Genomic DNA, 18861 nt, shown 5'->3' with positions numbered 1-18861 from the left:
TTCCATTCGCCGCTCATGGCTCGTCGTTGGTCATGAGCCAGCTTGGCACCGGAGATCGAACGGTGGGAGTAACAAGTGTGGCGCTATTTGGTTCGAGCTGACAGCGGACGCACCATGGCTTGAGCGTTATTCAGCTCAGTTAATTGCGCTTCGGCCTGACGGTGTCCGCAGTACCCTGTATGAAGGCCTGGATTTTCACAACGTCCGCTTCCGTCAGCTTGCCGGTGAAATCAGGCATGCCTTTGTCGCGGAACGGGCCGTGGAAGACGATGTCCTTCAGATTGGCGATCTCTTCGGCGCGAACGTAGCCGAGATTTCTTATGTTGCCGCCGCGGTCGACACCAGGCACACCATGGCAGCCTGCACAGGCCGCGACATAGATGTCACCGCCTTCCTTGACATCCTTCGGATCGTACTTCACTCCCTGCAGGAGACCCTCGGTCTGATACTTCACGAACTCCGGCAGCTTCGCCTTGCCGCCCAGCGCAAATGTATAGACCGTTCCCGGGTTCTGGTACTCGGTCACTCGGTGAGCAATGCCGAAAACGCCGCCCCAGCCGACCGCAATCGAAACATACTGTGTGTTATCGATCATGTAAGTTGCGGCAGCCGCGACCACGCCGGTGCCGGTCGGAGTTTCCCACAGCTTGGTTCCCGTTGCTGCGTCATAGGCGACGAAGCGGCCATCCGCTGTCCCCTGGAAAACCAGGTTGCCCGCGGTGGTCAGCGTACCGCCGTTCCACGGCGACACGTGCTCGACTCGCCAGACTTCCCTTTGATGCACCGGATCCCAAGCGAGCAGTCGTCCAAATGCAGACGACTTCGGAGGCGTGCTGTTGAAAACGACGCCGACATTCCCACCCAATATGGAGCCAAGCTTTCCCGGCGTAGCTGCATTCTGCGTAAACGACTTTTCCGGCGTCAGACTAAGCGGTAGGTGCTGCGCTGGAATGTAGACGAGGCCGGTCTGGGGATTGAACGACATTGGGTGCCAATTGTGAGCTCCGTCTGGCCCGGGAATGGAGTCGTATGGATCGTCACCGCGCGCAGCCGGTAGCTCGATGGGCCGCCCGTTGGCGTCGTATCCCGTTGCCCAATTCACATCGACGAAGTTCTTCGCCGAGATAAACTTGCCGTTGGTACGATCGACGACGAAGAAGAAACCATTCTTCGGCGCGTGCAAGATCACCTTACGCAGTACGCCGTCGATCACAATGTCAGCGAGGATCATCGGCTGGGTTGACGTGTAGTCCCAATTGTCGCCGGGCGTCTCCTGGTAATGCCAGATATATTGGCCTGTGTCGGCGTTGAGCGCGACAAGCGAGGCGAGGTAGAGATTGTCGCCGCCCGACGGACTACGGATTTTGCGATTCCAGGGACCGCCGTTTCCAGTGCCGACATAGACCATGTTCAGGTCGGGATCGAACGTGATCGTGTCCCACGGAGTGCCGCCGCCACCATTGAGCCAGTATTTGCCTGCCGGGTCCCACGTCTTGGCCGCGGCTTCCATCGAAGCGTCCTCAAACGGCTTCGATGGATCCCCGGGCACAGTGAACCAGCGCCAGAGTTGATTACCCGTCTCGGTGTCGTACGCCGTGACATAGCCGCGCGCACCGTACTCGGCGCCGCTTTGGCCGATCACGACTTTGCCGTTGAACGCGCGTGGAGCGCCCGTGATGGTGTAGGAGTGCTCGTGGTCGATCAGCGTGTCCTTTTCCCAGACCTTCGCGCCGGTCGCGGCATCGAGCGCGATCAGGCGCCCGTCATAGGCCCCCACGAATACCTTGCCCTTGTAAATGGCGACGCCACGGTTGACCACGTCGCAGCAGCCCCTATAGCCCTTTGACCGGTCGACACCTGGATCGAACGACCAGAGTTTTTTCCCGGTCCGCGCGTCAATGGCATGGACCACGCTCCAAGACGCTGACTGATACATGATGCCGTCGACGACGACGGGCGTTGCTTCGATGCCCCGCGACGATTCGAGATTGTAGCTCCAGACCAAGCCAAGGTTCTTCACGTTGTCGGTGTTGATCTGATCGAGCTTGCTGAACCGCGTTTCCGCGTAGTCCAGGCCGATGGTTGGCCAATCCTTGGATATTGTCGCGTTTGCCTTGATAAAGTTGCTGTCGACCGCCGAGGTACTCGCCTTGATGCGGTCGAGCGTCGCGTTGGTGACGCTCTGCGCCGACGCGTTGAAAGGGAGGGAAAGACCAAGGAGAGCTGCAAGAACAACTTTTATGTTACTGGAGGAGCTCTGGATCTTGAACCGATATCCCGGCGTCGTCTCCAGCGATTCACTCTCTACGTTTGATAGCGCCACGTGTGGTCCCTGGCTTACGAGTGCTTGCGCGCTCACCGAGAAGCGATGCCCGCGCCCACGGCTTGCGTTGGTCGATAGGGCGCATTCAAACTGTCTCCCGCTACTGCACGATTTCAGTCTCCCAAAAAAAGGTTGCAGTTGTAGGCGAGCGGCCAACACATGGCGGAAGGTGACTTGGACCGCGCGGTCCGAAGCGGGCCAGTGGCAACCTATTGCCGGGGTGTTGGCTCAATGCCAAAGTTGCCGAATGCAAATACGAGACGCCTTGCCAGAGGACGCGATTGCCGGCTGTATCGTGTTGAAGTGGTCGATCGCGGAGCTTTGCGAAGCTGACCATCGAAACGATCCCTCTATCCTGGCGCGATGGTTGGGCAACAAGACCCATGAGAACTTCCGCGCTTGGGTCAAGCAACCCGACAATTCAGTGCTGGTGGCCATCGAACATGGCGACATTCTCGCGGTCGGTTCAGTAACCGATGTGGGAAGGATCGGCCTTAACTATGTATCGCCTGATGCACGGTTTCGGGGAGTTAGCCGCGCCCTGTTGCGCGCACTGGAGGCGCGAGCCGCTGAACGAGGCAACGATCGGTGCAAGTTGTCAGCACCGAGACCGCCCGCCGATTTTATCTGTCGAACGGCTATGTTGAAGACGGGCCCGCGGTCGCGGTGTTTGCCTGCGGCGCGCGTGAGACAAAGACGAGAGTGGTATCACGGGCGTTCAGATGGGCGAGGTGGGCAACCTGGTCGGCCACCATGGAGCAGCCCCGGCAGGCGTGGTCGGGCCAGCCGAGCACGCCCTGCTCGAAGAAGGCGCGATAGACGATGCGCTGACGCCGGCCGCCGAACAGGTCGAGCAGAGTGGCCTTGCCCGCGGGCCCCTCGAACGCATACGCCTTTTCCACGGCCATCCACGGCATGCGCCGGCGCTCGGCGGCGAGCGCGTCACGGGCGCGCGTCTGCGCCTTCTCCTTTACAAGCAACTGCTTGCGCGCCGCTTCCCACTCGTGCGGCAACACGACCGGTGGTATGTGCATGGCCGACTGGCCGCCTTTCCGTCCGCTTTCTGTCGATGTGTTCATGGCTCCTGAAACCTCCTGGATTTGGGCGAATTCGGGCGCCTCGTGGCGCGAGGCGCGTTTCCATTCGCCGCAGGCTTGGCAGCGGAAATCGAACGGTGAGAGTTACAAGTGTGGCGCTACTCGGTTCGAGTCGCTGATTGCAGCCGCCATGCGCGAGGCAGGCATTTCTGGCGTCAATTCGAATGTGGCTTAGGGCCCAGAAGCAGAAGTATCACTGACGCATTATTGGTGCGCTGCCATAAGGTGTTGGGTCGGCCTCACCAGCTCGCTTTGCTTGATGTGCCGCATGGCTTGATGCAGACTTTGCTGTCTCAAGACTTGCCTATATGAGGCAAATTCGCGACTGAAGGGCAGGCATTGCCTGCGAGGCTGACATATGAGCGCAGGGCTCGACATGTCCGCACCGCAAATGTTGCGTCATGGGCGCGACGTGTTGTTCGCGCTGTGCCTCATGGCAGGACTTGTCTTCGGTCGGGTCACGCCGGCCCTCGCGCTCGAACAGGTGTCGCTGCAACTGAAGTGGAAACATCAGTTCCAGTTCGCCGGGTATTACGCCGCGGTCGAGCAGGGATTCTATCGCGACAATGGCCTCGATGTCTCGGTTCGCGAGGGCGGTCCTGGCATCGATGCGGGCCTCGAAGTGGCCAAAGGCGCTGCCGACTTTGGCGTGTGCACGACCAGCGTGCTCGTCAATAGCGCCGAACGCGCCAACAATGTCGTCCTCGCCGTGATCTTTCAGCACTCCGCGGCGATCATCCTGGTGCTGCACCGCGCCGGCATCCATGCAGTGTCCGAGTTGAAGGGCCACGCTTTGATGGATGCCCCCGGCAGCGATGATATCGCGGCGATGCTGAAGCACGAGGGGGTCAGCTATGCGGACCTTCCCCGCATCACCCACTCCGGGAATCCGCGTGATCTGCTCAGCGGCAGGGCCGATGCGATGGTTGCCTACAGCACCAATGAGCCGTACCTGTTCGAAGAGTACGGCACGCCTTATATGGCCTTCTCGCCGCGCGCCTACGGGTTCGACTTTTACGGTGACAACCTCTGCACCTCAAAGCGCCAGATTGCAGCGCATCCGGAGCGCGTGGCAGCGTTTCGCGAGGCAAGCCTGAGGGGGTGGGCCTACGCGCTCGCCCACAAGGAGGAGATCGCTGACCTGATACGCCGCAAGTACTTCGCGCAAAAAACTCAGAAGGCGCTCCTGTTCGAGGCAGCACGGACCGAGCTCTTGATCGAGCCGCATCTCACGCCGATCGGTCAGCAGAGCACCGCGCGTTGGAACGCCATCGCTCGCGCTTATGTCGATCTCGGCATGTTGAGTGAAGCGAAACTCGCGGACGGGCTGATCTATGCGTCTGACGATGAATCATGGCGATCGCAGATGCGAGATCCGAGACTGTGGGCCTTCCTTGCGGTGATCATTGCCATCCTGCTGGGCCGGATCCTTTATCGCCGGATTGCGCGCGCAATCGGTGCGCTGCGACTGAGCGCGGCAATGTCGGGATTGTTCGTCCTCCTCAGCATCCCCGCGCTGATATTCATCCTGGCCTACAACTACTGGCAAAACTCGGCCACGATCAATGCGACGCTGAACGACGTCGTGGCCAAGACCAGGCGGGCTAGCATGGATGACGCGCGAAGCCTGATCAATCCGGTCGCGGCCACGCTCGAGTTGCTCGCCTCCTTCGCCGCGGAGGATCCCGAGGCCTTCAAGAAGGAGGAGAGCCGCGAGTTGCTCTTCAAAGCGCTCACGTCGGCGCCGCAGATCGACGCGGTCTATGTCAGCTTGGAGGATGGCTATCATCGCGTTGTGACCCGGATCGACGATGACCGCCGGCGCTCCGATCCCAAGATACCAGCGACAGCGAACTGGCATTCCGCCTATATCGACAGCTTCTCCGGCTCACCGCGACGGGTCCGGCACCGCACGTTCTACGATACGTGGCCTCACGTCGTAGGGAATTATGACCTTCCGACAATCGAGGACATCAGGACCCTCGCGGGCTACCAAGCGGCGAAGGATAGCCGCGCACTGATCATCGAGGGGCCTCGGCCGAATCCAGACACCGGCTTTCCGGTCATCATTCTGAGAGTGCCTGTTGTCAAGGACGATGCGTTCGTCGGCTGTGCTTCCGCAAATATCACGCTCAACGTGCTGTCGCAGTTTCTCACCAGCCACCGCGCCAGCCCCCACAGCACCACTGTGATCGCCAATCCGACCGAGGGCACGATCATCGCCTATCCCGACCCGAAGAAAGGCGTGAGACTGGAGAACGACCGCCTGGAAATGGCCAGGCTGGATACGATTGACGACGATAACGTACGTGAAGCCCATCGGCTACAGAGCGATACCAATCGCGACGACTTCCTCTTCCGCTCGCCGCAGGGCGGCGAAGAAATCAGCGCCTCATTTGCCCGCGTTCCTGGAAGTTTCGGCAAACCATGGGAGGTCATCACCCTGACGCCGACCGATGATTTCATCGGAACCCTCAAGCGAACGAACAAGCAGATGGTCGCCCTGATCGTTGCTCTCACCGGCATCGAGTTGCTGCTGATCTATTTCTTCTCCCGCAGATTGTCACGGCCGATCGAATGCGTGTCGCGGGACTTGCGGTCAGTCGAGGACCTGACGTTCTCATACGGGGTCGCGACGCCATCAAAGATCAAGGAGATCAAGGAACTCCAAGCCGCCGTCAAGTTGTTCGAGACGTCGCTGCGCTCCTTCTCTTCGTTCGTGCCGATGGGCATAGTCAGGAATCTGATCAAGACGGGAACCCCGCTGACGCTCGGTGTCGAACAGCGTTTCATGACGGTGCTTTTCACCGACTTGAAGGACTTTTCCACCCTGTCGGAGCAAATGGCGCCGAATGATCTACTCGCGCAACTTTCGCACTATTTTGAAGTCGTCTCGCAGGCGATAGCGGAGGAGTCCGGCACGGTCGATAAGTTCATCGGTGACGGCATCATGGCGTTCTGGGGCGCTCCGGTCCATCGCGACGACGATGTGTTGCGTGGCTGCTGCGGCGCGATGCGGGCGACGAGGCGAATGGAACAGCTCAATGCGGACTGGAGTAAGCAGGGGCGACCGTCATTGCATCTTCGGGTCGGGCTGCATTGCGCTGAGGTGCTCGTCGGCAATGTCGGTTCAAGCGAGCGGCTCAGCTACACGGTCATGGGAGATGGGGTGAACGTTGCCGCACGACTGGAGGGCATCAACAAGAATTTCGGGACCACGATCTGCATCAGCGACAGCGTGGTCGAGGCCGTCGGGCCGGAAATCGTGGCAAGGCCGATCAGAAAGGTTCAGGTCAAGGGTCGCAAGCGGGAGTTCATGATCTATGAGCTTCTGGGCATCAGGGCCAGCGACGATCCGGAGCTCAAGGCGCGGGACAATGCAACCAGACTGTGCGATTTGGCATGGGAAGCCTCGTTACATTTCGAGCGAAGTGAATTCGATCAAGCCGCCCGCCGCTACGAAGATATCTTGACTGCCTTCCCCGATGATCCAGTTGCAAAGTCGCTGCTTGCGATGTGCTCGGCAAAGGCATCGGCTTAGCCCAGGCGCGCGTCCTAGTCCGGCACCGGCACGTCGAACGTGTTCAGCGTGACGGAGACCATGCAGTAGATGCCGACGAGATAGGACAGCTCGGCTGCACCGTGCTCGCCGAACTCCTGCAGGGCAGCGCGATAGGTCAATTCCGGCAGCACGCCACCGTTCACCAGCGCCGAGGCCATGTCATAGGCGACCGCCTCCTGCCGCGTCAGGTCGAGCGGGCGCTGGCCGGCGACGATGGTGGCGAGCTTCTCGTCGGAGAGGCCGCGCGCCTCGGCGACCAGCACGTGGGCATAGAGCTCATAGCCCGAGCGGAAATGCGATCCGGTGACGAGGATCGCGACCTCGCGCACCGGTGCCGGCAGCAGCGGGTTCGAGGCGACGGCCTTCACCAGATCCCACACCGGTTTGCCGAATCTCGGCTCGCGCAGCCAGGGATTCCAGGGGCCGAGCAGCGCGCCGTCGGCGCGCATGTTCACGAAGCCCTTGAAATGGCGTTCGATGCCCTTGCGCATGTCGTCATAGAGCGGCTTCTGCTCGTCGGTCAGCTCGGTCGGATCGAGGATGGGAAGGCGCACGGTAAAGCCCCTCTCTCTGATGAAAATCCAAAAGAAGATTTGAGCGTGGCCTGCGTGGCGGCACGAAGCAAGTGAAGTTGCCGTGACATGCGATCGGGCGAGATGCGGCCGATTCGGCTTCCAAATTTGTCGGCGATTTGCCTTAAGTCTGACCGCCGCGACGCGGCGTCAGTGTGAACCGCAAGCCGTCGCTGGCCAGGAAATAGAGCGGCCGCATGTTGTGCGGATCGAAAGCTGCCGCAGTGAGCGGACCGCCGAAGCAGGCTCCGGTGTCGAGATTGACGCGATTGCTGCGAAGATCCGGCCTGCTGGTGTCGGTCGGCGTGTGGCCATGGACCACGAACGCGCCGTGCCAATCCTCCGAGGACAGGAACGGTCCCCGGATCCAGAGCATGTCGCGCTCGGATTGCGCGTCGAGCGGGACGTCCGGGCGCACGCCGGCATGAACGAAGAACCGATCATGGTCGTGAAAAGAGAGGGGCAGCGCCTTGATCCAGGCGAGATGGTCCGGCGGGATATCGCAGGGATCGTCGACGCCGTAAGCCGCCAGCGTGGCCTCACCCCCGTTCGACCACCATTGAATCAGCTCGGTGTCCGAGCGGTCGCGCTTGGCCGCCATCGCAAGCATGTCGTCGTGATTTCCGCGCAGGCAGCGAAATCTGGACGGCGCGGCGGCCTGCTCGCGCATCAGATAGGCGATCACCTCCCGCGACGCCGGACCTCGGTCGACATAGTCGCCCAGCAGCACAAAGTCGTGGTCGGCATCTTCAGCGCATTTGCTGCAGAAGCGGATCAGCGATCTCAGCTCGTCGAAACACCCGTGGACGTCTCCAATCGCGAAGGTGAGACGCTTAGGCATGCTGAATCTCCATCAAACGTCTAATACTTGGCACCACGGACCGGCACTCGCCATGCAAATATTTCTTGGGAATGTTCCATAACGTGTAAGTTTCTTAGGGCCTCGAGCGAATGGCTTAAGTTCTGCAGCTAAGCCCGACGTCGTAGACGGTCAAAACTCCAGCGGTGCATTGTCCACCACCTCCTTCATCACGAAGAATGTTCGCGTCTGCCGGACGCCCGGCAGCGCGATCAATTGTTCGCCGTGGATGCGGTTGAAGTCTTCCATGTCGCCGACGCGGATTTTCAGGAAGTAGTCGAAGTCGCCGGCGACGAGGTGACAGTCGAGAACGAATTTGAGTTTCGCGATCGCCTGCTCGAAGGAAGCAAAGCTTTCAGGCGTGGAGCGATCGAGCACGACGCCGACCATGACAAGCGCGCCCTTGTCCACCTTGCGCGGGGCGACGATCGCGCGGACTTCCCTCACGAAACCTTCCTCGAACAGGCGCTGGGTGCGACGGTGACAGGTGGCGGGGCTGACGCCGGCCTTCTCGGCCAGTTCGGCATTGCTCAACCGGCCGTTCTTCTGCAGCAATCGCAGGATCTTGAGGTCGATGCGATCGAGCCCGGCAGTCATGGAAGATTCTTTCATTATTTCGCATATTCGTGAGAGAACTGGCGGTACTAGCGCAGGTTTGGCGTAATAGAGCATAAAGTGCCCAATCGAAATAGAGAGCACTTTTCGGCCAGCCGGTGCTAGGAATCCGCATCGAGACCATGTCATCAACGGGGACCACGATGCTGGAAAAATTCGCGTGCTATCCGCTCACCTTCGGGCCGACGCATATCGAGAAGCTGGAGCGGCTTTCGAAACATCTCGGCGGCAAGGTCGAGATCTTTGCCAAGCGCGAGGACTGCAATTCGGGGCTCGCCTTCGGCGGCAACAAATTGCGCAAACTCGAATACATCATCCCCGATGCGATCGCGTCCAACGCCGACACGCTGGTGTCGATCGGCGGCGTGCAGTCGAACCACACCCGCATGGTTGCGGCCGTCGCCGCCAAGATCGGCATGAAGTGCCGCCTGGTGCAGGAAAGCTGGGTGCCGCACGAGGATGCGGTCTATGACCGCGTCGGCAACATCCTGCTCAGCCGCGTGATGGGCGCCGATGTGCGCCTGGTCGACGACGGCTTTGACATCGGCATCCGCAAGAGTTGGGAGCAGGCGATCGAGGAGGTGAAGGCCAAGGGCGGCAAGCCCTATGCGATCCCGGCCGGCGCCTCCGTGCACAAATATGGCGGGCTCGGCTATGTCGGCTTCGCCGAGGAGGTGCGGGCGCAGGAGAAGGAGCTCGGCTTCAGCTTCGACTATATCGTGGTCTGCACCGTGACCGGCTCGACCCATGCCGGCATGCTGGTCGGCTTCGCCGCCGACGGCCGCGCGCGAAACGTGATCGGCATCGATGCCTCCTTCACGCCGGCGCAGACGAAGGCGCAGGTGCTTTCGATTGCGCGGAACACTGCCGATCTCGTCGAGCTCGGCCGCGATATCGTCGAAGACGATGTGGTGCTGCTCGAAGATTACGCCTATCCGGCTTACGGCGTGCCGTCGGAAGCGACCAAAGAGGCGATCCGGCTCTGCGCGCGGCTGGAAGGCATGATCACCGATCCCGTCTACGAGGGCAAATCCATGCAGGGCATGATCGACCTCGTGCAGAAGGGCTTCTTTCCGGCCGGCTCGCGTGTGCTCTATGCCCATCTCGGCGGCGCGCCGGCGATCAACGGTTATGCGTACACGTTCCGAAATGGGTGACGCGACGGAGAGCCGTAGGGTGGGCAAAGCGAAGCGTGCCCACCATTTCGAGCGGAGTGTTGATGGTGGGCACGGCGCAAGTGCGCCTTTGCCCACCCTACGGCTCCTCACTTTGTGGTTGACGAGATTTCGCACTAAGAACAAAATGGGAACATTAAGCGTGGCTGCGCCGCCTGACAGTCGACGTTCGCGTGCAGCTTGCGGATGAGTTCCGAAGCTTCCTATGATGGGGCCCTGGCTGGGGAGTGAAGTATGAGATTTGCGATCAGCGCGGTCGTCGCGGCCGCGTGCGTTGTTTTGTCCGTGACGTCGTCGCATGCGCGCGGGCCGTATGGCTCGATCACGATAGGCAACTGGCAGGGCGGCGCCTATACCGACGACAACAGCGGCAACTTCACTCATTGCGCCGCCGGTGCCTCCTACCAGAGCGGTATCTATTTTCTGGTCCTGATCGACGCCCGCGGCAATTGGCGCCTGGGATTTTCCCATCAGGGCTGGCGGTTGACGGCCGGCGAATCCTTTCCGATGACGCTGACCTTTGACGGCGAGCAGCCCTTCAACGTGTATGGGCGGCCGCTTGGGGCACAGCTCGTGGCGGTCGACATGCCGCTCAATTCGTCGCTGATCAATCAATTCCGCAAGGCGCGGACGATGAGCGCGTTCGCCGAGGGCCAGCTCTTCCAGTTCGACCTGAACCAGACCGCGCAGCTATTGCCCGCGCTGGTCACTTGCGTCGAAAGCGTCAGGAAGAACGGGCTCGCCAATGCCGGTGAGTTCGCGGTCGCACCGCCGAAGCAGGCCGCCGCACCGTCGACGGCTGCGCCGGCCCAGCCCAGTGCCGCGCCGCCGAAGCAGGCCAAGCCCGTCAACAAGACCGGCACCGGCTTTGTGGTCAGCGGCAACGGACACATCGTCACCAACAACCACGTCATCAGTGGCTGCGACGAGATCAACGGCAATCTCGGCGGTGAAGCGCCGATCAAGCTGCGGCTGGTCTCGAGCGACGAAACCAACGATCTGGCGCTGCTGCAGGCGCCCAGCCCGTTCAAGGAAGTCGCGACCATCCGGGAGTATTCGGTGCAAACCGGAGACGGCGTGATTGCGATCGGCTATCCGTATCACGGGCTGCTGACGTCGGATTTCACCGTCACCACCGGCATCGTCAGTTCGATGAGCGGCATGTTCAACGACACCCGCTTTCTGCAGATCAGCGCCGCGGTGCAGCCGGGAAACAGCGGCGGTCCGCTGCTCGACTTCACCGGCGCCCTGGTCGGCGTAGTCTCGGGCAAGCTCGATGCGATCAAGGTGGCGCAGGCAACCGGCAACATTCCCGAGAACATCAACTTCGCCATCAAGACCGGTGCCCTCAAGGATTTCCTCGACAACAGCGCGGTGGCGTATCGTGTCACCACACAGCGTGACCCGAACAAGGAAACCGCCGAGATCGCGAAAGCCGCCCGCGGCTACACGCTCCTGATCTCCTGCACCGCGAGCGAGAGCGCGAGGGCGAAGAAGGCGGCTCGTTGACGCAGGCACGCCCGCCTATGGCGCGTCATGCCGCGCGTCGCAGCGTGTGCAGCGTGATCTCCGGCGGGCAGTTGAGGCGGACCGGCAGCAGGCTGGTGCCGGCGCCGACCGAGGTGTAGCCGGCCATCTTGCCGTAACTCCAGGCGCCGGCGCCGAAGGCACGCGGCAGCCTTGCTTCCAGCTTGATCGCGATGCCGCCGGGCAGGCAGAGCTGGCCGCCATGGGTATGCCCGCTCAGCATCAGGTCGAAGCTTGCGGCCGCCGCCGCCCGGTACACTTCCGGCGTATGCGAAAGCAGGATCGAAAACGCGTCGCTGGGAATCGGCGCGGCGGCCTTGCCGATGTCGTCGGCGCGATAGAAATGCGCATCATCGACGCCGGCGAGATAGATCGCTTGATCGCCGCGCCGGATCACCTCGCACTCGTTGAACAGCATCCGGATTCCCATCGCTTCCAACGCCGGCGTCATTCGGATCGTGTCGTGATTGCCAAGGATGCCGTACACCGGCGGCTTCAGCGCCGCGATCACCGGCGCAAGATAGTCGAGGCTCTTGTCGAAGGGACCAAAGGTCTGGCCGCGATAGTCGCCGGTCAGGACGCAAATGTCGTAGGCGAGGTTTGCGACCATGCCGGGCAGCCGCCGCATGGCGCCGGCACTCATGTCGGCGTGCAGGTCGCTGATATGCAGCATGGTGAAACCGTCAAAGCTCTTGGGCAACACGGTCGAGGCAAGCTCGTTCCGCCTGAGGCACACGCGGTCTGCGTTCTGCCGCGCACGGCCGTATAGCCCCGCAATTTTCAGCGCCGTTGCGATGACGCCCGGCGCAAGCAACGAGTTCTCCAGGTTGAAGAACAGCGTGCCCTGGCCGAACAGTTGCGCCTCATGCTCGGTCTCGTCGTTGAGCCGCCGCCTGACGTGCTCGGCGCCGATCCGCTTGATCAAGTCCTGAAGGCCCAATTCGTGCATGGCTGTCACCATAGCAAACGGGAATGTCGCCGCCTAATGCAGAGATCGAGCGCTCACCCTTCGGTCGACCGCACCAGCGCGACCAGCTCGTCGCCGTAATGCTCGAGCTTCTTGTCGCCGATCCCGGCGATGCCGCGGAGCTGGTCGAGCGTCGTCGGGCGCACGGCGGCGATGCCGTCGATGGTGGAATCGTGCAGCACGACATAGGCCGGCACGCTGCGCTGCCGCGCCACCTCGGAACGCCAGGCGCGCAGCGCGGCGTGAAGCGTGGGATTGGCGGCCTTGCCCTGGCCGGCCGCCACCGGCGCAAGCTCGCCGCGCCGCGACTTGGAACGGATGGCGCGGTTGCGTGCGCCTTCCGCCTGCTCGCGCAGCAGCACCTCAGTCTCGCCCTTGAGGACGCCCCGCGCGCTCTCCGTCAGTTTCAGCGCGCCGAAAGCCTCGCTGTCGGCCCAAAGATGCCCCATGGCGACGAGCTGGCGCAGCACCGCGCGCCACTGCTTCTCGTTGAGCTCGCGGCCGACGCCGAATACCGAGAGCTGGTCGTGCCCGAACTGCTTGACGCGGTCGGTGAGGCGGCCGACCAGCACGTCGATCAGGTGCATGGCGCCGAAGCGCTGGCCGGTGCGATAGACGCAGGACAGCATCTTCTGCGCCAGGATCTTGCCGTCGCGCACGCGCGGCGGCGACAGGCAATTGTCGCAATTGCCGCAATTCTCTTCCGTCAGCATCTCGCCGAAATAGGCCAGCAGGCGCCGCCTGCGGCAGCCCACGGTTTCCGCCAGTGCCACCAGCGAATCAAGCTTGCCGATCGAGACGCGCTTATAGGCATCCGAGCCGGTGGACTCATCGATCATGCGGCGCTGCTGCACGATGTCGGAGAGGCCATAAGCCATCCACGCGCTTGATGCCTTGCCGTCCCGTCCCGCGCGGCCGGTCTCCTGGTAATAGGCTTCGATGCTCTTGGGCAGATCGAGATGGGCGACGAAGCGCACGTCCGGCTTGTCGATGCCCATGCCGAAAGCCACCGTGGCAACGACGACGATGCCGTCCTCGTTGATGAAGCGATCCTGGTTGCGTGCGCGCACGCTGGGCTCCAGCCCGGCGTGATAAGGCAGCGCCGGGATGCCGGCCGCGCTGAGCGAGGCCGCGACGTCTTCCACCTTGGCGCGCGACAGGCAATAGACCACGCCGGCTTCGCCCGCATGGCGCTCGGTGATGAACGCCTTCAACTGCGTCATCGAATTCACCTTGTCGATGATCTCGTAGCGGATGTTCGGCCGGTCGAAGCTCGAGACGAAGCGCGGCGCGTCGCCAAGCGAAAGCCGCTCTGCGATCTCCTCGCGCGTCAGTTCGTCGGCGGTCGCGGTGAGCGCCATCCGCGGCACGTCGGGAAAGCGCTCAGCGATCACGGAAAGGCCGATATATTCCGGCCGGAAATCATGGCCCCATTGCGAGACGCAATGTGCCTCGTCGATCGCAAACAGTGCGATCTTGGCCTGCGCGAGCAGGCCGAGGCAGCGCGGCGTCACCAGCCGCTCCGGCGCGACATAGAGCAGGTCGAGATCACCTGCGATCAGGCGGCGTTCGACTTCGCCTGCCTCCTGCGGCGACAGCGTCGAGTTCAGCACGGCCGCGTTGACGCCGGCCTCGGTGAGGCCCGCGACCTGGTCGCGCATCAGCGCGATCAGCGGCGAGACCACGATGCCGCAGCCCTCGCGCAGCAGCGACGGCAACTGGTAGCAGAGCGATTTGCCGCCGCCGGTCGGCATCAGCACCAGGCAATTGCCGCCATCGGTCACATGCCGGACGATCTCTTCCTGCGCGCCCCGAAACGCAGTGAGGCCGAAAACGGAATTGAGCACGGCAAGCGCATCCCTGATGTCGCCGGACGCTCGGTTGAGGACAGAATCCATGTCGGTTTCAAACGCAGTCAAGAAGCGGTGATCGGGGGCCCCGCCGGCGAACGATGCCGGGATATCCGTGTTAAAACACGGTCCAACCGCAAACTCAAATGGCCGGCATGGCGAGATCGCCACGGATCATCGCAGGCATTGTCGCTGTCGCGCTGGTTGTGGGCGCGGCGGCGGCCTTTGCGATGGTGTGGCGGCCGGCAATCGCCGCGATCGAGCCGCCGTCACCGGCATCGTTCGATCCAGCCGTGGTCAAGCGCGGCCGCGAACTCGCCGCGCTCGGCAATTGCAACAACTGCCACACCCGGCGGGACGGCCAGGATTTTGCCGGCGGCCTGCCGGTGCCGACCCCGTTCGGCGTGGTCTTTTCCTCCAATATTACGCCGGATCCACAGACCGGCATCGGCCGATGGTCGGAAGCTGCGTTCGGGCGTGCCATGAGCACCGGCGTCAATCGCGAGGGCCAGCATCTCTATCCGACCTTTCCTTATGACCACTTCACCAATGTCACCGACGAGGACGACCGGGCTCTCTATGCGTTCCTGATGACACGGCCGCCGGTGCATGCCGTGCCGCCGCCGAACGAACTCGTCTTTCCGCTGGACCAGCGGCCGATCATCGCGGGATGGAAACTGCTGTTCCTGCGCGGCGACACGTTCCAGCCGGATCCGGCAAAGAGCGCTGAATGGAACCGAGGCGCCTATCTGGTCGACGGCCTCGCCCATTGCGGCGCCTGCCACACGCCGCGCAACGCGCTGGGCGCCGAGCGGGTGAGCGCGCAGTTTGCCGGCGGCGAGGCTGACAATTGGCATGCTTATGCCCTCAACGACCGCGCGCATGCGCCGGTGCCGTGGAATGCGGATTCGCTTTACGCCTATCTGCGGAATGGCTGGCATCCCGATCATGGCACCGCACGCGGGCCGATGGCGGAGGTCGTGAGCAACCTTTCCACGGTGCCCGACAGCGACGTGCGCGCCATCGCCATCTATATGGCCGACGTTTCCGGCGCGCCGAAGCCGGAACGCGATCGCGTTGCTGTGCTCGCGCAAGCCGAGTCGGCACCTGCACAAGGAGACCCGACGGGTGGGGCGATCTACGCTGCGGCCTGCGCTGCCTGCCATGAATCCGGCCGGCCGCTGCCTTATGGCGGCGTCAACCTTGCGCTGAGCACCGCGGTCACAAGCCCCGATCCCCGTAACCTCGCCAATATCGTTTTGGCCGGCGTTCCGGCGGTGGCGGGCGAACGCAGTCCGATCATGCCGGGCTTCGCCGACAGCATGAGCGACGCGCAGGTCGCTTCGCTCCTCAATTACCTGCGCGCGCGCTTCAGCAAGGAGCCGCCCTGGGCCGACGTTGAAAAGACCGTCGCGGATGCGCGCCGCACCCAGACCGCGCTTCTCCAGACGTCCGCCGGCCCGCGCAATGCGCCGGCCGACCCTTCGCAGCGAGACCAGCCATGATGACATTGAAGGTCAACGGCCAGGAAAATCACATCGATGCCGATCCCGATACGCCGCTGCTCTACGTGCTGCGCGACGATCTGAAGCTCAATGCGGCCAAGTTCGGCTGCGGGCTCGGCCAATGCGGCTCGTGCACCGTCATCGTCGATGGCAAGGCCGTGCTGTCCTGCGTGACGCCGCTGGTGCTGCTCGAAGGCAAGCAGGTGACGACGCTAGAAGGTCTCGGCACCGTGTCCGCGCCGGCGCCGATCCAGCGCGCCTTCATGGAGGAGCAGGCCGCGCAATGCGGCTATTGCATCGCCGGCATGATGATGCGGGCGCAGGCGCTGCTGCTCAGAAATCCAAAACCGACCGACGCCGAGATCCGTGCCGAGCTGCAGCCGAATCTTTGCCGTTGCGGCACCCATATGCGGATCCTGCGCGCGGTGCATCGCGCGGCGCGACTGATGGATACGGCGGATGCATCCGCAAACGAGAGGAGCGGCCAATGAATGCGCCTGTCATCCTCGACCGCCGCCGCGTGCTGCAGGGTGGCGGCGCCCTCATCGTCAGCTTCTCGCTGGGCCGCGCATTCGCGGAAGAAGCGGCGCCGGCGGTTGCGGGACCAAAGCGTCCGGGCAGCCTCGCGACCGCGCCCTATCTTGATTCGTGGCTCCGCGTCGACGCCGATGGCCGCATCACCGCCTTCACCGGCAAGGCCGAGCTGGGGCAGGGATTCAAGACGGCGTTCCAGCAGATCGCCGCCGAACAGCTCGACGTGCCTTTTGAGACGATCCACGTCGTCACCGCGGACACGCAACTCACGGCCAATGAGGGCTATACCGCAGGCAGTCACTCGATGCAGGATTCCGGCACCGCGATCCTGAACGCCGCCGCGCAGGTGCGCGAACTCCTGGTCGCGGAGGCGGCGAGGCGGCTCGGTCTCGCCGGAGAAAGCCTGAAGACCGATAACGGCGCGGTCGTCGCTCCGGATGGCAGGCGGATCACTTACGGTGAACTGGTTGCCGCCGACATGCTCCATGTGCAGGCGCAGCCGCAATCGAAACTGAAGGACCCCGCGACCTTCAAGATCATGGGCCACGCCGTGCCGCGCGTGGACATCCCGGCGAAGGTCACGGGCGCTGAGGCCTATGTGCAGGACATGCGACTGCCGGGCATGGTGCATGCGCGCGTGGTGCGGCCGCCGAGCTATGGCGCGCAGCTCGTCGAATGCGATGGCTCGGCCGTCGAGAAACTGCCCGGTGTCGTCAAGGTCGTGCGCGATGGCAATTTCCTCGCTGTCGTCGCGGACAAGGAATTTCAGGCGATCAAGGCGATGAACGCGCTCGCCGCCGCCACGAAATGGAAGGAAAGTCCGAGCCTGCCGAAGCAGGATGATTTGCTCAACGTGATCACGAGCTTACCCTCCCAGGATTCCACGATCCTCAATCGCAGCGATCCTTCCGTCTCCGGCCAAAGGACCCTCGAGGCTACTTACACGCGCCCCTATCAGTCGCACGGCTCGATCGGGCCATCCTGCGCCGTGGCGCATTTCGTTGGCGGCGCGATGACGGTCTGGACGCACACCCAAGGCGTGTACCCCGACCGCCAGGCGATTGCGGAGATGCTGCGCATGCCGCCTGGGAGCGTCCGCCTGATCCATGTCGAGGGCTCTGGCTGCTACGGCCATAACGGCGCCGACGATGTCGCGGCCGACGCCGCCTTGATCGCGCGTGCGCTGCCGGACCGGCCCGTGCGCGTGCAATGGATGCGCGAGCAGGAACACGCCTGGGAGCCGTTCGGGCCGGCGATGGTGACGAAGCTGAAGGCCTCGCTCGACGCCGATGGCCGCATCGCCGACTGGAATTTCGCGGTGTGGAGCAACACCCATTCGATGCGGCCGGGCAATGCGGGCACGCTGCTTGCCGCGCAGCACATGGCGCAGGCCTTTGCCGTTCCGCCGCCAAAGCCGTTGCCCTTGCCGGAAGGCGGCGGCGATCGCAACGCGATCCCGCTCTACACGTTTGCCAACGCGCGCGTGGTACATCACTTCATTCCGGCGATGCCGCTGCGGATTTCGGCGATGCGCGGGCTCGGCGCCTATCACAACGTGTTCTCGATCGAGAGTTTCATGGACGAACTCGCCGGACTCGCCGGCGCCGATCCGGTCGAGTTTCGCCTGCGACATCTCGAGGACACGCGCGGACGCGACGTCATCGAGAAAGCCGCGCAGGAATTTGGCTGGAAGCGGGATCAGAAACCGCAAGCCGGCCGCGGCTACGGCTTTGCCTTCGCCCGTTACAAGAACCTCGCGGCCTATTGCGCCATCGCGTCCGAGGTCGAGGTGGTCAGCGAGACCGGACGTGCGCGGCTGTTGCGCGCGGTCGCCGCTGTCGATTCCGGGCAGGTCGTCAATCCGGACGGGCTGACCAACCAGATCGAGGGCGCGATCATGCAATCGATGAGCTGGACGTTGTACGAGAGCGTGAGCTTCGACGACACGCGGATCACCAGCGTCGATTGGCAGACCTATCCGATCCTGCGCTTCGACGCGGTGCCTGACCGCATCGACGTCCACATCATCAACCGCCCCGGCCAGCCGTTCCTCGGCAGCGGTGAGACCGGCCAGGGCCCCGCCGCAGCCTCGATCGCCAACGCCATCGCCCACGCCACCGGCAAACGCCTCCGCAACCTGCCTCTGACCCGTAAACGCATCAAGGACGCGATCGACGCGTGAGGCTGCTCCGGCTTCGCCTCACATGTGCAGCCAGCCCGTAGCCCGGATGGAGCGAAGCGCAATCCGGGACCACTCGTGCCGGCCGGCAAAGAC

At 63.0% G+C, this 18861-nt stretch carries 12 protein-coding genes and 1 pseudogene; 6 read left to right on the top strand and 7 right to left on the bottom strand.

All coding sequences use genetic code 11. The features are described from left to right. Positions 1 to 139 precede the first annotated feature (139 nt). A complete protein-coding gene (locus tag OZ411_RS12340; protein WP_282528206.1) occupies positions 140 to 2242 on the bottom strand; it encodes a PQQ-dependent dehydrogenase, methanol/ethanol family in 2103 nt (700 codons plus the stop codon). A 749-nt stretch (positions 2243 to 2991) separates the two neighbouring features. Beyond that, positions 2992 to 3402 (bottom strand): annotated as a pseudogene (locus OZ411_RS12335) (DUF899 family protein); the annotation flags it as partial. A gap of 394 nt (positions 3403 to 3796) precedes the next feature. Between OZ411_RS12335 and OZ411_RS12330 the strand changes: the two are divergent. Continuing rightward, positions 3797 to 6961, top strand: coding sequence for an ABC transporter substrate-binding protein (locus OZ411_RS12330; protein WP_282528157.1), 3165 nt, complete (start codon positions 3797 to 3799; stop codon positions 6959 to 6961). A gap of 14 nt (positions 6962 to 6975) precedes the next feature. Here the strand turns inward: OZ411_RS12330 and OZ411_RS12325 are convergent, their stop codons facing one another. From OZ411_RS12325 to OZ411_RS12315, 3 genes are all read right to left on the bottom strand, one after another. Further along, the gene (locus tag OZ411_RS12325; protein ID WP_282528156.1) at positions 6976 to 7536 is read right to left on the bottom strand and encodes a carboxymuconolactone decarboxylase family protein; all 561 of its coding nucleotides are present in this window, start codon (positions 7534 to 7536) and stop codon (positions 6976 to 6978) included. 142 nt (positions 7537 to 7678) lie between these two features. Further along, positions 7679 to 8395 (bottom strand): metallophosphoesterase family protein, encoded by a 717-nt coding sequence (locus tag OZ411_RS12320; RefSeq protein WP_282528155.1) that lies wholly within the window; start codon positions 8393 to 8395, stop codon positions 7679 to 7681. A gap of 150 nt (positions 8396 to 8545) precedes the next feature. After that, positions 8546 to 9010 carry an Lrp/AsnC ligand binding domain-containing protein gene (locus OZ411_RS12315; protein ID WP_282528154.1) on the bottom strand — a complete coding sequence of 155 codons (465 nt, stop codon included), beginning with the start codon at positions 9008 to 9010 and terminating at the stop codon, positions 8546 to 8548. Between the two features lie 161 nt (positions 9011 to 9171). On the opposite strand from OZ411_RS12315, the gene OZ411_RS12310 reads away from it, so the two are divergent. Continuing rightward, entirely contained in the window at positions 9172 to 10185 is a 1014-nt protein-coding gene (locus tag OZ411_RS12310; protein ID WP_282528153.1) for a 1-aminocyclopropane-1-carboxylate deaminase, read from the top strand. 252 nt (positions 10186 to 10437) lie between these two features. Then, positions 10438 to 11712 carry a trypsin-like peptidase domain-containing protein gene (locus OZ411_RS12305; protein WP_282528152.1) on the top strand — a complete coding sequence of 425 codons (1275 nt, stop codon included), beginning with the start codon at positions 10438 to 10440 and terminating at the stop codon, positions 11710 to 11712. Positions 11713 to 11737: 25 nt separating this feature from the next. Here OZ411_RS12305 and OZ411_RS12300 read toward each other — a convergent pair whose 3' ends face one another. Further along, positions 11738 to 12679, bottom strand: coding sequence for a metallophosphoesterase (locus tag OZ411_RS12300; protein ID WP_282528151.1), 942 nt, complete (start codon positions 12677 to 12679; stop codon positions 11738 to 11740). A 53-nt stretch (positions 12680 to 12732) separates the two neighbouring features. After that, positions 12733 to 14595, bottom strand: a complete 1863-nt coding sequence (recQ, locus tag OZ411_RS12295; RefSeq protein ID WP_282528150.1) for a DNA helicase RecQ — start codon at positions 14593 to 14595, stop codon at positions 12733 to 12735. Between the two features lie 98 nt (positions 14596 to 14693). Here recQ and OZ411_RS12290 point away from each other — a divergent pair, with 98 nt between their 5' ends. Genes OZ411_RS12290 through OZ411_RS12280 form a run of 3 tightly spaced genes read left to right on the top strand, consistent with a single transcriptional unit; the run spans position 14694 to position 18768 of the window. Next, positions 14694 to 16052, top strand: coding sequence for a cytochrome c (locus OZ411_RS12290; RefSeq protein ID WP_282528149.1), 1359 nt, complete (start codon positions 14694 to 14696; stop codon positions 16050 to 16052). Continuing rightward, positions 16049 to 16543, top strand: a complete 495-nt coding sequence (locus OZ411_RS12285; protein ID WP_282528148.1) for a (2Fe-2S)-binding protein — start codon at positions 16049 to 16051, stop codon at positions 16541 to 16543. Before OZ411_RS12290 ends, OZ411_RS12285 begins: the two co-directional genes overlap by 4 nt. Continuing rightward, complete coding sequence (locus OZ411_RS12280) at positions 16540 to 18768, top strand: molybdopterin cofactor-binding domain-containing protein (RefSeq protein ID WP_282528147.1); 2229 nt, start codon at positions 16540 to 16542, stop codon at positions 18766 to 18768. Before OZ411_RS12285 ends, OZ411_RS12280 begins: the two co-directional genes overlap by 4 nt. The last annotated feature ends 93 nt before the right edge of the window (positions 18769 to 18861 follow it).

Origin of the sequence: Bradyrhizobium sp. Arg237L, from assembly GCF_029990105.1 — a bacterium.
Classification (GTDB): domain Bacteria; phylum Pseudomonadota; class Alphaproteobacteria; order Rhizobiales; family Xanthobacteraceae; genus Bradyrhizobium.
Note: the sequence above shows the minus strand (reverse complement) of the source record. Positions and strands in the feature narration are given on the sequence as shown.

Coding starts and splice junctions, on each gene's coding strand:
- OZ411_RS12290 (WP_282528149.1), top strand. CDS start 14,694: ATGGCCGGCATGGCGAGATCGCCACGGATCATCGCAGGCATTGTCGCT.
- OZ411_RS12300 (WP_282528151.1), bottom strand. CDS start 12,679: ATGCACGAATTGGGCCTTCAGGACTTGATCAAGCGGATCGGCGCCGAG.
- OZ411_RS12305 (WP_282528152.1), top strand. CDS start 10,438: ATGAGATTTGCGATCAGCGCGGTCGTCGCGGCCGCGTGCGTTGTTTTG.
- OZ411_RS12280 (WP_282528147.1), top strand. CDS start 16,540: ATGAATGCGCCTGTCATCCTCGACCGCCGCCGCGTGCTGCAGGGTGGC.
- OZ411_RS12315 (WP_282528154.1), bottom strand. CDS start 9,010: ATGACTGCCGGGCTCGATCGCATCGACCTCAAGATCCTGCGATTGCTG.
- recQ (WP_282528150.1), bottom strand. CDS start 14,595: ATGGATTCTGTCCTCAACCGAGCGTCCGGCGACATCAGGGATGCGCTT.
- OZ411_RS12285 (WP_282528148.1), top strand. CDS start 16,049: ATGATGACATTGAAGGTCAACGGCCAGGAAAATCACATCGATGCCGAT.
- OZ411_RS12330 (WP_282528157.1), top strand. CDS start 3,797: ATGTCCGCACCGCAAATGTTGCGTCATGGGCGCGACGTGTTGTTCGCG.
- OZ411_RS12310 (WP_282528153.1), top strand. CDS start 9,172: ATGCTGGAAAAATTCGCGTGCTATCCGCTCACCTTCGGGCCGACGCAT.
- OZ411_RS12320 (WP_282528155.1), bottom strand. CDS start 8,395: ATGCCTAAGCGTCTCACCTTCGCGATTGGAGACGTCCACGGGTGTTTC.